A 13,374-nucleotide genomic window follows, 5' to 3' on the forward strand; every position below is an offset into this window, starting at 1 on the left:
TCGGTCACAGTCGCTTGACTCCCTTGATGCGTCCGGCGCGTGAGGCGCGGCTCCGTGCGGCCTTCACGCGCAGGCCGCTGCGCTGGGCGCCGATCCTGAGGCCGGTGCCGGAGGACAGCCAGCCGGAGGCGACGTCGGCGCCGTTGCCGCCGCCGGCGTCGGCCAGCGGGTCGTTCTCGGCGCGGCGGGCCAGGGCCATGATGAGCGGCACGGTGAAGGGCGCGAGGAGCAGGTCGTACAGGGCCGCGGTGAACAGCAGGAAGCCGAGGCCGACATGGCGGGCGGCGGTGTCGCCGACGAGGGCGCCCACGCCCGCGTAGAGGAGCGTGGAGCCGACGGCCGCGGCGACGACGACGGCCATGGGGCCGGTCGCGGAGGTGAGCCGGCCATTCTCGGGCCGCGCGAGGCCGACGAGGTAGCCGATGACGCAGAGCACGAGGGCGTAGCGGCCGGCGGCGTGGTCGGCGGGCGGGGCGAGGTCGGAGAGGAGGCCGGCGGTGAAGCCGACGAGGGAGCCGCTGACGGGGCCGTGGACGAGGGCGAGGCCGACGACGGTGAGGAGGACGAGGTCGGGGACGGCGCCGGGGAGCTGGAGGCGGGCGAGGACGGAGACCTGGACGACCAGGGCCACCACGATCAGGGTGGCGGAGAGGAGGATGCGGTTGAACTTCACGGAGTCACGCCCCCCTGCTGGTCCTGCTGCTGGTCCTGGCCCTGTGCCGTCTGGTCCTGATTCTGGCCCTGGTTCCGCTCGTTCGCCTGCTGTCCGTCCGGTGGCGGCGGTGTGACGGTGACCGTGACGGTCGGCGCGGGCCTGGGCTTCTGCGGGAGGACCATGTCGCGGGGGTCGGAGCGGGGGGCCTGGACGACGACGCCGACGATGTCGAGCTTGGTGAAGCCGACGTACGGGCGGACGTAGATGTTGCGGGTCAGGCCGCCGCCCGACGGGTCGACGCGGACGACCTCGCCGACGGGGACGCCGGGCACGAAGGGCTTGTCGGCGCGCGAGCCGAAGGTGACGAGCCGGTCGCCGGGCTTGACCTTGGCCTTGCCGTTGAGGAGCTGGACGAGGAGCGGGCTGTCGCCCTGCCCGGTGGCGAAGCCGAGTTCGTCGCTCTTCTCCATGCGGGTGCCGACGGTGAAGTCGGGGTCGTTGGCGAGGAGGACCGTGGAGGTGGAGGGGCCGACGGTGGTGACGCGGCCGACGAGACCGGAGCCGTTGAGCACGGTCATGTCCCGCTTGATGCCGTCGCGGGCGCCGGCGTCGATGGTGACGGTCCAGGAGAAGCCCTGGGCCGCTCCTATGGCGACGACCTGGGCGCCCTTGATGCCGTACTGCCCGGCGCCGGCGGTCTTGAGCATGGCGTCGAGTTCGCGCAGCCGGTTGCGGTTGCGGTCGTCGCTGCCGAGCTTCGCCTTGAGTTCGGCGTTCTCCTTCTCCAGGGCGGCGATCCGGGTGTGCCGTTCGCCGGAGTCCCGTACCGCGCCTATGGCGTTGCCGACGGGATCGACGGCGGCCGCCACACCGTTCTCGACCGGCCCGAAGACCGCCGCTGCGGCCTGCCGGGCACCGTCGACGGGTGACTCCTGACCGCCGCGGATGTCCACCGTGATCAGTGCGAACGCGATGGCGATCAGCAGCACCAGGAGCAGCCGGCTCTCTCGTGTGTCCCTCACGTGCGGCGGCCGTGCCTTTCCTCGTGGTTCGGTTGTTCGGCTGTACTACTGCGGGTGGTGCGGTACTAGCGGCGCGGCTGGGCGTCCAGGACCTGCTGGAGCGCCTCGAACTCCTCCACGCACTTGCCGGATCCGAGCGCCACCGAGTCCAGCGGGTCCTCGGCGATGTGGATCGGCATGCCGGTCTCGCGCCGGAGGCGCTCGTCGAGGCCGCGGAGCAGGGCGCCGCCACCCGTGAGAACGATGCCGCGGTCCATGACGTCACCCGAGAGCTCCGGCGGGCACTTGTCGAGGGTGGTCTTCACGGCGTCGACGATGGCGTTGACCGGCTCCTCGATGGCCTTGCGGACCTCGGCGGCGGAGATGACGACGGTCTTGGGCAGACCGGAGACGAGGTCGCGGCCGCGGATCTCGGTGTGCTCGTCCTTGTCGAGGTCGTACGCGGAGCCGATGGTGATCTTGATCTGCTCGGCGGTGCGCTCACCGAGGAGGAGCGAGTACTCCTTCTTGATGTGCTGGATGATCGCGCTGTCGAGCTCGTCGCCGGCGACCCGGATGGACTGTGCCGTGACGATTCCGCCGAGGGAGATGACGGCGACCTCGGTGGTGCCGCCGCCGATGTCGACGACCATGTTGCCGGTGGCCTCGTGGACGGGGAGACCCGAGCCGATGGCCGCCGCCATGGGCTCCTCGATGATGTGCACCTGGCGGGCGCCGGCCTGGGTCGACGCCTCGATCACTGCGCGGCGCTCCACTCCGGTGATGCCGGAGGGCACGCAGACGACGACGCGGGGGCGTGCCATCCAGCGGCGCTTGTGGATCTTGAGGATGAAGTAGCGGAGCATCCGCTCGGTGATCTCGAAGTCGGCGATCACGCCGTCCTTCAGCGGGCGCACGGCGACGATGTTGCCGGGGGTCCGGCCGATCATCTTCTTCGCCTCCGAGCCGACCGCGAGGATGCCCCCGGTGTTGGTGTTGATGGCGACGACGGACGGCTCGTTCAGAACGATGCCTCGACCCCTGACGTACACCAGCGTGTTGGCGGTCCCGAGGTCGACAGCCATGTCACGGCCGATGAACGACATTGAGTTCCCCTTGATTTCCCATGGCTGAGAGTGGTGCGGCGTGGAGTTTTCCATCGTAGTGCCGCCCGCGCGAATGGCGCGCGTTGGTCCACCTCAGTACTGGTGACGGCAGGACGCGGCGATCCGTTCCCGGGATTGGCGTTCATATGCCTGGGGGCGACCGAAATTCCTTCGGTCGCCCCACAGGGTGCTTCGTTTGGCTGACGTCGCGTCAGACGAGACCCGGGAAGAAGATCTTCAGCTCACGGGCCGCGGACTCCTCCGAGTCCGAGGCGTGGATCAGGTTCTCCCGGACGATGGTGCCGAAGTCGCCCCGGATGGAGCCCGGCGCGGCGGCGATCGGGTCGGTCGGGCCGGCGAGCGTACGCAGGCCCTCGATGACCCGCTCGCCGTCGACGACGAGCGCGACGACCGGGCCGGACTGCATGAAGCCCATGAGCGGCTCGTAGAAGGGCTTGCCCTTGTGCTCGCCGTAGTGCTGCTCCAGCGTGTCCTGGTCCAGCTCGCGCAGCTCCAGGGCGGCGATGGTCCAGCCGGCCTTGCGCTCGATGCGGCCGATGATCTCGCCGATCAGACCACGGCGGACGGCGTCGGGCTTGAGCAGGACGAGCGATCGCTGGCTCACGGGGGAACTCCTTCGGAAAAACGGTGTGCGGGACCTTTGAGGCTACAGGGCCCCCACGGGCCTCGATTACGCAGCGTCAGGCCCTGCCGAGGCCTGCGCGGCCCAGCGTGCCTTCACCTCGTCGATCCGCCGCCCGTAGTGCACGGAGGCCCACCACAGGCCGGCGAAGACCGCGCCGAGGAAGAACATGGTGGGGACGAAGAAGCCGCTGAGGATCAGCCCGACCTGCAGGGCCCAGCCGAGCTGCACCCCGCCGGGCCGGGTGATCATCCCGCACAGCAGCACCGAGACGACCATGGCCACGCCGCAGACCCACCACACGGTGGACGTCGTGAGGCTGTCGTCCTTCATGGCGACGAGCCCGGCGAAGCCGATCACGAAGAACTCGCCGATGAGGGTCGAGGAACAGAGCACACGCATCGGATTCAGGCCCTCCGCAGCAGCAGCCGGGCGTCGCCGACCGTGAAGATCGAACCGGTCACGAGGACCCCCGCGCCGCCGTACTCGGCCTCTTCCTCCGCGAGGGTGATGGCCGCCTCGATGGCGTCGGGCAGCCGCGGCTCGACGACCACCCGGTCCTCGCCGAAGACCTCGACCGCGACCGCGGCGAGCGCGTCCACGTCGGTGGCCCGCGGGTTGGAGTTCGCGGTGATCACGACCTCCGCGAAGATCGGCTCGAAGGCCTCCAGGAGACCCTTGGCGTCCTTGTCCCCGCTCGTGGAGACCACGCCGATGAGCCGGGAGAAGCCGAAGGCCTCGCTGACGCCCTCCGCCGTCGCCCGCGCGCCGTGCGGGTTGTGCGCGGCGTCGAGGATGACGGTCGGCGAGGAACGGACGATCTCCAGCCGGCCCGGCGAGGCCACCTGGGCGAAGGCCCGGCGGACGGTGTCGATGTCCAGGGTCCTGGCGTGCTCGGCGCCGATCCCGAAGAAGGCCTCGACCGCGGCGAGCGCCACCACGGCGTTGTGCGCCTGGTAGGCGCCGTGCAGCGGCAGGAAGACGTTGTCGTACTCGCCGCCGAGGCCGCGCAGGGTGAGGAGCTGGCCGCCGACGGCGATCTCACGGGAGACGACGCCGAACTCCATGCCCTCGCGGGCCACGGTCGCGTCCGCCTCGACGGCCTTCTTCAGCAGGACCTGGGCCGCGTCGACCGGCTGCTGGGCCAGGACGACGGTCGCGCCCTGCTTGATGATCCCGGACTTCTCGGCCGCGATCTCGGCGGTCGTCCCGCCGAGCCGGTCGGTGTGGTCGAGGTCGATGGGGGTGACGACGGCCACGGAGCCGTCGATGACGTTCGTCGCGTCCCAGGTGCCGCCCATGCCGACCTCGACGACGGCCGCGTCGACCGGGGCGTCCGCGAAGGCCGCGTACGCCATTCCGGTGAGGACCTCGAAGAACGAGAGCCGGTACTCCTCTCGGGCGTCGACCATCTCCACGTACGGCTTGATGTCCTGGTACGTCTCGATGAACCGCTCGGCCGAGATCGGGGCGCCGTCCAGGCTGATCCGCTCGGTGATGGCCTGCACGTGCGGCGAGGTGTAGCGCCCGGTGCGCAGCTCGAAGGCGCCGAGCAGGGCCTCGATCATGCGGGCCGTCGACGTCTTGCCGTTGGTGCCGGTGATGTGGATCGAGGGGTACGCGCGCTGCGGCTCGCCGAGCACGTCCATCAGGGCCGCGATCCGGGTGACGGACGGCTCCAGCTTGGTCTCGCCCCAGCGGGTGGACAGCTCGGTCTCGACCTCGCGCAGCGCCTTGTCCAGCTCGGGGTCCTCGGGACGGCTGGGCACGGGGTCGCCCTGGGGCGCCCCACCCTGCGTGCGCAGGGTACGGCTCCCGGCCTCGATCACCGCGAGGTCGGGGTCACGCTGGGTCTCGGTGTCGACGATGTCGTCGAACTGGTCGTCGCTCTGGTCGCTCGGCTCGCTCACGGGCCCAGTCTACGGAGCGGTGCCGACAGGACATCGGACCCACCCCTTTCGGGACTTTCGGTCCACCGCCCGCCGGACCGGCCCGGCAAGCTCGGCGATCATGGACACAGGGATCACCCTCGGCACGGCCGACACGCTCCTCTACGCCCGCGGCCGGCATCCCGGTCTTCGTCGCGGACGAGCCGCTGGACTGCGTGGCGCTGGGCTCGGGCCGGTGCGTGGAGGGCTTCGACGGCTCCAGGGGGTCCTGGGGAAGGCGGAGACGATCCGCTGAGCTATCGCTCAAGACCCGTCGGCAGCAGCGCCGTCACCACGTAGGCACTCCCCTCCCGGCGGGCCTTCAGCGTGCCGCCCATGCTGGTGACCCGCTCCTCCATGGAGAACAGGCCGGTGCCGGTCGAGACGGGCGCCGGGTCCGGCGGGCTCTTGGGCAGCGGGTTGCGCACCTCGATCCGCAGGTCGGGCCCCTCCACCGTGATCGCGACCGTCACCGGGAGGCCGGGCGCGTGCTTGGCGGCGTTCGTCAGGCACTCCCGGACCACCCGGTGGACGGCGGCCTGCCGGAGCGGGGACAGCGCCTTGGCCTCCTCGGCGACGGTCAGGTCGACGGGGCCGCCCATCCGCTCGCTCTCCCCCGCGAGTTCGGAGAGCCCTTCGAGGCCGGGGGTGGCGGTGTCCCGGTCGGCGCGGCGCACGATCGTCTCGTTGAGCATGAGGTGGGCGCGCCGCGCGGTGTCCGCGAGCTCCTCGAAGTCCTTCTGGTGGGCCTCGCCCCTGGCCCGTACGGCGAGGACCTCGGCGCGCACCGCGAGGACGGTGAGCTCGCGGCCGACCAGGTCGTGGACGTCCCGGCCGACGGAGATGCGCTCCTCCTGCACGGCCTGCCGGGCGGCGGCCTCGCGGCGCTGGACCTCCAGGGCGCGGACGAGGTCCTGCCGGTACGCGGCGATGCCGACGCCCGCCGCGAGGACGCCGATCGGGACGACCAGGCTGAGGAACTCGCTGAGGGTCTCGCCGTGCTTGGCCGGCCAGCCGGGGGTGAGGAAGAGGCCGTACGCCACGGCGACGTACAGCAGGGTCGCGGTGATCGCGGCGCGGCGCCCGCGGAACCGGCCGATCGAGTACAGCGCGAACTGGATCATGGTCAGCTCGTGCAGCCAGCCCATCAGGCCGAGCGCGATGACGTACGGGAGCCACGGCAGCCGCCGCCGGAGCACCAGCGTGGCCGCCCCGCCCGCGAGGACCAGGGTCGCGGTGATGCCGGTGAGGGAGTTGTCGGCGCGGGCGAGTCCCGGCACGTCCAGGACCATCAGGCAGAAGGCGAAGAGCGCGGCGACGACGTCGAGGGCGCGGGGCGAGACGGCCCACCGGTCCACGCATCGGCGGAGCGCGGGGACGGTGGGGAGGCGGAGCATGCTCTCCATCATCCAGGGTCTTTCGTCCCGGCGCCGTGGACCTGAAGTCCCGTCTGGTGTGACATCGGGCACTTCGTCCGGATTGCCGTGTCATGCGGAGACGCGCACGGAACACCCCCGGGAGGGGGTGGGAGTACGGGAAGGGGCCCGGAACCGTGAACCGGTTCCGGGCCCCTTCCTCGTGCCGTGCTAGGCCTGCGGCAGGGCCGCCAGCTGGCTCTGGATGCGGGCGATGTCCTCGTCCGCCTTGGCGAGCCGGCCCTTGATCTTGTCCACGACGTTGTCGGGGGCCTTGGCCAGGAAGGCCTCGTTGCCGAGCTTGCCCTCGGCCTGGGCCTTCTCCTTCTCGGCCGCCGCGAGGTCCTTCGCGAGGCGCTTGCGCTCGGCGGCGACGTCGATCGTGCCCGAGAGGTCGAGCGCGACGGTGGCACCGGCGACCGGCAGGGAGGCGGTGGCGGAGAAGCCCTCGCCCTCCGGCTGGAGGCGCAGGATCTGACGGATCGCGGCCTCGTGCGCGACGAGCGGGGTGCCCTCGACGGTGAGACGGGCCGGCACCTTCTGGGCGTCCTGGAGACCCTGCTCCTTGCGGAAGCGGCGGACCTCGGTGACGACCCGCTGGACGAGCTCGATCTCCTCCTCCGCGGCCTTGTCGCGGAAGCCCGAGTCCTTCGGCCAGTCGGCGACGACGAGGGACTCGCCACCGGTGAGCGTGGTCCACAGGGTGTCGGTGACGAACGGGACGATCGGGTGCAGCAGGCGCAGCATGACGTCCAGGACCTCGCCGAGGACGCGGCCGGAGACCTTGGCGCCCTCGCCGCCCGCGAAGAACGTGGTCTTCGACAGCTCGACGTACCAGGCGAAGACCTCGTCCCACGCGAAGTGGTAGAGCGACTCGCTCAGCTTGGCGAACTGGAAGTCCTCGTAGTACGCGTCGACCTGAGCGACCGTCTCGTTGAGCCGGGACAGGATCCAGCGGTCGGTCGCCGACATCTCGGAGGCGTCCGGCAGCGGGCCCTCGATCGTGGCGCCGTTCATCAGCGCGAAGCGGGTCGCGTTCCAGATCTTGTTGGCGAAGTTCCGGGAGGCCTTGACCCAGTCCTCGCCGATCGGGACGTCGGCGCCCGGGTTGGCGCCGTTGGCCAGGGTGAAGCGGACGGCGTCGGAGCCGTACGCGTCCATCCAGTCCAGCGGGTCGACCGCGTTCGGGTTGGACTTCGACATCTTCTTGCCGAACTCGTCGCGGACGAGACCGGTCAGGGCGACGGTCTTGAAGGGGACCTCGCCGTCCATCGCGTACAGGCCGAACATCATCATCCGGGCGACCCAGAAGAAGATGATGTCGTGGCCGGTGAGCAGGACGTCGGTCGAGTAGAACTTCGCCAGGTCCGGGGTCTTCTCCGGCCAGCCGAGCGTGGAGAACGGCCACAGGCCGGAGGAGAACCAGGTGTCCAGGACGTCGGGGTCCTGGGTCCAGCCCTCGGCCTCCGTGCCGGGCGGCCGCTCGTCGGGACCGACGCAGACGACCTGGCCCTTGGGGCCGTACCAGATCGGGATGCGGTGACCCCACCACAGCTGGCGCGAGATGCACCAGTCGTGCATGTTGTCGACCCAGTCGAAGTAGCGCCGGGAGAGCTCCTTCGGGTGGATCTCGACGGAGCCGTCGCGGACGGCGTCACCGGCGGCCTGCGCCAGCGGGCCGACCTTGACCCACCACTGCATCGACAGACGCGGCTCGACGGTCGTCTTGCAGCGCGAGCAGTGACCCACCGAGTGCATGTACGGGCGCTTCTCGGCGACGATCCGGCCCTGCTCCTTGAGCGCGCCGACGATCGCCGAGCGGGCCTCGAAGCGGTCCAGGCCGAGGAAGGGGCCGTGGACGGTGATGATGCCGTGCTCGTCCATGACGGTGAGCGAGGGCAGCTCGTGGCGACGGCCGATCTCGAAGTCGTTCGGGTCGTGCGCCGGGGTCACCTTGACGGCGCCCGTGCCGAACTCCGGGTCGACGTGGGTGTCGGCGACGACCGGGATCGTACGGTCGGTCAGCGGCAGCTTGATCTGCTTGCCGACCAGGTGCTTGTACCGCTCGTCGTCCGGGTGGACGGCGACGGCCGTGTCGCCGAGCATCGTCTCGGCGCGGGTCGTCGCGACGACCAGGGAGTCGTCGCCCTCGCCATAGCGGATGGAGACGAGCTCACCCGCGTCGTCCTGGTACTCGACCTCGATGTCGGAGATGGCGGTCAGACAGCGCGGGCACCAGTTGATGATGCGCTCGGCACGGTAGATCAGACCGTCCTCGTAGAGGTCCTTGAAGATCTTCTGGACGGCCTTGGAGAGGCCCTCGTCCATGGTGAAGCGCTCGCGCGACCAGTCGAGACCGGCACCGAGGCGGCGCAGCTGGCCGAGGATCCGGCCGCCGTACTCGTCCTTCCACTGCCAGACGCGCTCGACGAAATCGTCACGGCCCAGGTCGTGGCGGGACTTGCCCTCCTCGGCGAGCTGCTGCTCCACCTTGTTCTGGGTCGCGATGCCGGCGTGGTCCATGCCCGGCAGCCAGAGCGTCTCGAAGCCCTGCATGCGCTTGCGGCGGGTCAGCGCGTCCATGAGCGTCACCTGGAAGGCGTGGCCCAGGTGGAGGGCGCCCGTGACGTTCGGCGGCGGGATGACGATGGTGTACGGCGGCTTGTCGGACGTGGCGTCGGCGGTGAAGTACCCCCGGTCTACCCAGCGCTCGTACAGCGGCCCCTCTACCTCGGCCGGCGCGTACGTCGTCGGCAGTTCGGTGGTGGGCGCTGTCTGCTGCTGAGTGTTCTCGGTCACGGGGCCAGTTTAGGGGTGTCCCGCCACTGTCCCGAAACGCTTTGGTTCGGTAACGGTGTGGCCCCCGCCGCACTTCGCCGTGCGCGGTTCCGCCAGGATGTTCGGTAGGCATAAACATCCTGTGAGGGGAACCTGTCGATGAGCTACAACCAGCCGGGCCCGTACGGCGGCCAGCAGCCCGGTCCCTACGGCCAGCCCGGCCCGTACGGCCAGCAGCCGCAGCAGCCTGGCCCGTACGGCCAGCCGCAGGCTCCGCAGCCCGGCTACGGATACCCCCAGCAGGCCCCGCAGGGCGTTCCGCCGCAGCAGCCCCCCTACGGATACCCCCAGCAGCCCCAGCAGCCCGGCCCGTACGGCCAGCAGCCCCAGTACGGCGCCCCGCAGGGCCCCGGCGGCTACATGCCCCACCCCCCGGCCCCGAAGAAGTCCAAGGCCGGCTGGATCATCGCCGCGGTCGCGGTGGTCGCGGCGATCGGCGTGGGCGCGTACTTCGTGCTCGGTGGCGGCGGTGCCTCGGTCGCGGACGACGGCCCGCACAAGCTGATCACGCCGGAGACGGTGCTGGGCGAGTACAAGAAGTCTCCCGACCAGGGGAAGTCGAGCGGCGACGACTCCCTCAAGGAGGCCGAGGAGAACGGCGTCAAGAACGCCAAGCAGGTCAAGGCCGGCTACAAGGTCGAGAACAAGGCCAACCCGCTCGCGAGCAAGATGCTCTCGTTCAACGGCCTCTACGGCGAGATCGACGACCCCGAGAAGGTCGTCGACTCCATCTTCGCGAGCGCCAAGGCCGAAGCCGACAAGGACGCCGACAAGGACGAGACACCGCAGCTGCAGGGCAGCCCGCAGGCGTACACGCCGGCCGACCTCGACGGCGCGGTCCTGAAGTGCCAGCAGGCCAAGACGAAGGCCAACGCGTCCACCGGCGCCCCCGCGTTCACCATCAACATGTGCGTGTGGGCCGACCACAGCACCGTGGGCTTCGTGGTCCCGGCGGACATGGCCTCCATGATGGCGGGCCAGTCCGGCTCCGCCGAGGACGCCGCCGCCATCACCGCCAAGCTCCGCAAGGAAGTCCGCGTCGAGGTCAAGTAGCTCGGACGCCATCAAGATGTAGCGAGGTCCGACCGGCGGATCGAACCGGCCGGACCTCGCCCCCGCAGACCGCCGACCGCGCAGAGGGAGGCGTGCGGTGCCGCGTCAGGCCAGGCGACAGGCCTGGGACGCATGACGATCCTTGACCCCTAGCGATATGAGAGTGGGGTAGCAGAACCCAGCGTGAGTGACACTCTCACCCCACTTGCAGGCTTGGCTCGCCTTCGGGCCGACCTTGTAGCCCACATCGTGCAGGTACGTCTGACAGGTGATCATTGACGCCTGCGCAGGAGCTGCCCCGAACAGCGGCAGAACACCCGCAGCACCTGTCACGCACACGGCCGTGAACAATCGCTGGACCTTCGACCGGATCATGAGACCCCCCACCCTAATCGAACAATTGAACTATCGAGCTCCAATTATTCGATGGCTCAAGAGGCGAGTCAACGGACCGCCTCAGGATGGCCTGATCACTGCTCTGCAGCTCCACGACAAGCAAGGGGCGGTTGACCGGTTCGACGAACCGGTCAACCGCCCCTTGCTTGTTGGCTCGTGTGCGCTACGCCGACTTCTCGTGCCTGCCGTCGTTCTTCACGATCCGCGGGACCAGCGTCGGGTTGACGTTGTTGCGGACGACGTCGGCCGTGATGACCACGCGGGCCACGTCCTTGCGGGACGGGACCTCGTACATGACCGACTGGAGGACCTCCTCCATGATGGCGCGCAGGCCGCGCGCGCCGGTGCCGCGGAGGATCGCCTGGTCGGCGATGGCCTCCAGGGCCGGGCGGTCGAAGTCCAGCTCCACGCCGTCGAGTTCGAAGAGGCGCTGGTACTGCTTCACCAGCGCGTTGCGCGGCTCGACCAGGATCTGGAGGAGCGCCTCGCGGTCCAGGTTGTGGACGGAGGTGAGGACGGGGAGACGGCCGATGAACTCGGGGATCATCCCGAACTTCACCAGGTCCTCCGGCATGACCTCCTGGAACTGGTCGCTCGCCTCGATCTCGCGCTTGGAGCGGATGGTCGCCCCGAAGCCGATGCCCTTGGCGCCCGCCCGCGACTCGATGATCTTCTCCAGGCCGGCGAAGGCGCCGCCCACGATGAAGAGCACGTTCGTCGTGTCGATCTGGATGAACTCCTGGTGCGGGTGCTTCCGGCCGCCCTGGGGCGGGACGGAGGCCGTGGTGCCTTCCAGGATCTTCAGGAGGGCCTGCTGCACGCCCTCACCGCTCACGTCACGCGTGATCGACGGGTTTTCGCTCTTACGGGCGACCTTGTCGATCTCGTCGATGTAGATGATCCCGGTCTCGGCCTTCTTGACGTCGTAGTCGGCCGCCTGGATCAGCTTGAGCAGGATGTTCTCGACGTCCTCGCCGACATAGCCGGCCTCCGTCAGCGCCGTCGCGTCGGCGATGGCGAACGGGACGTTGAGCATGCGGGCCAGGGTCTGCGCGAGCAGCGTCTTCCCGGAGCCCGTGGGGCCGAGGAGCAGAATGTTGGACTTCGCCAGTTCGATGGCGTCGTCACGGCCCTGCGCGCCGCCGTTCTCGCCGGCCTGGACGCGCTTGTAGTGGTTGTACACCGCGACCGAGAGGGCCTTCTTCGCGGGCTCCTGCCCGACGACGTATCCCTCGAGGAACTCGTAGATCTCGCGGGGCTTGGGGAGTTCCTCCCACCGCACCTCGCTCGTCTCCGCGAGTTCTTCCTCGATGATCTCGTTGCAGAGGTCGATGCACTCGTCGCAGATGTACACACCGGGTCCCGCGATGAGCTTCTTCACCTGCTTCTGGCTCTTTCCGCAGAACGAGCACTTGAGCAGATCGCCGCCATCACCGATGCGTGCCACGAGGTGCTTCCCCTTCGCCTGGGAGTGCTTGGTTCAGCGACTCCTGGTGCCTCATATTCGACGGTACCTTGCCGGGCCCCCCGTTCGGGCCCCCCTTGGCACGGTTCACATGGTCGCGATTCGGCCACACGGGCCGTCATGGCCGCGCGAACCGTGCCGAGGGAAGGTCGGGCGTCAGCGCTCCGCGGAGGCCGTGCTCTTGCGGGTGGAGACGATCTGGTCGATCAGGCCGTACGCCAGGGCGTCCTCGGCCGTCAGGATCTTGTCGCGCTCGATGTCGTCGCGGATCTTCTCGATCGGCGTCGAGGAGTGCTTGGCCAGCATCTCCTCCAGCTGGCTGCGCATGCGCAGGATCTCGTTGGCCGCGATCTCCAGGTCGGAGAGCTGCTCACGGCCGGTGCCGCCGGAGGGCTGGTGGATCAGCACTCGGGCGTTCGGCAGGGCCATCCGCTTGCCGGGGGTGCCGGCGGCGAGCAGCACGGCCGCGGCGGAGGCCGCCTGGCCCATGCAGACCGTCTGGATGTCCGGCTTCACGAACTGCATCGTGTCGTAGATGGCCGTGAGGGCGGTGAAGGAGCCGCCCGGGCTGTTGATGTAGATCGAGATGTCGCGGTCCGGGTCCATCGACTCCAGGCACAGGAGCTGCGCCATGACGTCGTTGGCGGAGGCGTCGTCGATCTGCACGCCGAGGAAGATCACGCGCTCCTCGAAGAGCTTCGCGTACGGGTCGTACTCGCGCACGCCCTGCGAGGTGCGCTCGACGAACCGCGGCACGACGTAGCGGTTGTCCATCGGCGCGCCGGTGTAGAGGCCGCTCGGGGAGAGGTTGTTCTGCATCTGGGTGTTCACCGTCCTGGTGGCGTTCGGCGGGGGCTGGGGCTCTGGGCGGGCT

11 protein-coding genes are annotated in these 13,374 nt (G+C 69.7%); 1 reads left to right on the top strand and 10 read right to left on the bottom strand.

The features are described 5' to 3' along the window. Positions 1 to 4 precede the first annotated feature (4 nt). The 8 genes from mreD to ACN9MM_RS13580 form a co-directional block, all read right to left on the bottom strand. Positions 5 to 673, bottom strand: a complete 669-nt coding sequence (mreD, locus tag ACN9MM_RS13545; protein ID WP_426363858.1) for a rod shape-determining protein MreD — start codon at positions 671 to 673, stop codon at positions 5 to 7. After that, positions 670 to 1,677 carry a rod shape-determining protein MreC gene (gene mreC / locus ACN9MM_RS13550; protein WP_426363859.1) on the bottom strand — a complete coding sequence of 336 codons (1,008 nt, stop codon included), beginning with the start codon at positions 1,675 to 1,677 and terminating at the stop codon, positions 670 to 672. Before mreC ends, mreD begins: the two co-directional genes overlap by 4 nt. A gap of 65 nt (positions 1,678 to 1,742) precedes the next feature. Further along, entirely contained in the window at positions 1,743 to 2,762 is a 1,020-nt protein-coding gene (locus ACN9MM_RS13555) for a rod shape-determining protein (protein WP_359510020.1), read from the bottom strand. 211 nt (positions 2,763 to 2,973) lie between these two features. Further along, positions 2,974 to 3,387: a nucleoside-diphosphate kinase gene (ndk, locus tag ACN9MM_RS13560; RefSeq protein ID WP_352017594.1), complete on the bottom strand. Its 414-nt coding sequence runs from the start codon at positions 3,385 to 3,387 to the stop codon at positions 2,974 to 2,976. A gap of 66 nt (positions 3,388 to 3,453) precedes the next feature. Next, positions 3,454 to 3,807, bottom strand: a complete 354-nt coding sequence (locus ACN9MM_RS13565) for a DUF4233 domain-containing protein (protein WP_426363860.1) — start codon at positions 3,805 to 3,807, stop codon at positions 3,454 to 3,456. A 5-nt stretch (positions 3,808 to 3,812) separates the two neighbouring features. Next, entirely contained in the window at positions 3,813 to 5,315 is a 1,503-nt protein-coding gene (gene folC, locus ACN9MM_RS13570; RefSeq protein ID WP_426363861.1) for a bifunctional tetrahydrofolate synthase/dihydrofolate synthase, read from the bottom strand. A 275-nt stretch (positions 5,316 to 5,590) separates the two neighbouring features. Continuing rightward, on the bottom strand, positions 5,591 to 6,730 hold the full coding sequence (locus tag ACN9MM_RS13575; protein ID WP_426363862.1) for a sensor histidine kinase: 1,140 nt from the start codon (positions 6,728 to 6,730) through the stop codon (positions 5,591 to 5,593). Between the two features lie 189 nt (positions 6,731 to 6,919). After that, positions 6,920 to 9,547 carry a valine--tRNA ligase gene (locus ACN9MM_RS13580; protein ID WP_426363863.1) on the bottom strand — a complete coding sequence of 876 codons (2,628 nt, stop codon included), beginning with the start codon at positions 9,545 to 9,547 and terminating at the stop codon, positions 6,920 to 6,922. A gap of 138 nt (positions 9,548 to 9,685) precedes the next feature. On the opposite strand from ACN9MM_RS13580, the gene ACN9MM_RS13585 reads away from it, so the two are divergent. Then, a complete protein-coding gene (locus ACN9MM_RS13585) occupies positions 9,686 to 10,639 on the top strand; it encodes a hypothetical protein (RefSeq protein WP_426363864.1) in 954 nt (317 codons plus the stop codon). Positions 10,640 to 11,198: 559 nt separating this feature from the next. On the opposite strand, the gene clpX is transcribed toward ACN9MM_RS13585, so the two are convergent. Further along, entirely contained in the window at positions 11,199 to 12,482 is a 1,284-nt protein-coding gene (gene clpX / locus ACN9MM_RS13590; RefSeq protein WP_015033605.1) for an ATP-dependent Clp protease ATP-binding subunit ClpX, read from the bottom strand. A 174-nt stretch (positions 12,483 to 12,656) separates the two neighbouring features. After that, positions 12,657 to 13,319: an ATP-dependent Clp protease proteolytic subunit gene (locus ACN9MM_RS13595; RefSeq protein WP_030684990.1), complete on the bottom strand. Its 663-nt coding sequence runs from the start codon at positions 13,317 to 13,319 to the stop codon at positions 12,657 to 12,659. Positions 13,320 to 13,374: the final 55 nt, after the last annotated feature.

It is taken from the genome of Streptomyces sp. E-08 (assembly GCF_049913095.1).
Lineage (GTDB): Bacteria > Actinomycetota > Actinomycetes > Streptomycetales > Streptomycetaceae > Streptomyces.

What these genes read in the sequence shown, in the direction of transcription:
- ACN9MM_RS13585 (WP_426363864.1), top strand. Translation starts at nt 9,686, where the DNA reads ATGAGCTACAACCAGCCGGGCCCGTACGGCGGCCAGCAGCCCGGTCCC.
- ACN9MM_RS13575 (WP_426363862.1), bottom strand. Translation starts at nt 6,730, where the DNA reads ATGCTCCGCCTCCCCACCGTCCCCGCGCTCCGCCGATGCGTGGACCGG.
- ACN9MM_RS13555 (WP_359510020.1), bottom strand. Translation starts at nt 2,762, where the DNA reads ATGTCGTTCATCGGCCGTGACATGGCTGTCGACCTCGGGACCGCCAAC.
- ACN9MM_RS13565 (WP_426363860.1), bottom strand. Translation starts at nt 3,807, where the DNA reads ATGCGTGTGCTCTGTTCCTCGACCCTCATCGGCGAGTTCTTCGTGATC.
- ACN9MM_RS13595 (WP_030684990.1), bottom strand. Translation starts at nt 13,319, where the DNA reads ATGCAGAACAACCTCTCCCCGAGCGGCCTCTACACCGGCGCGCCGATG.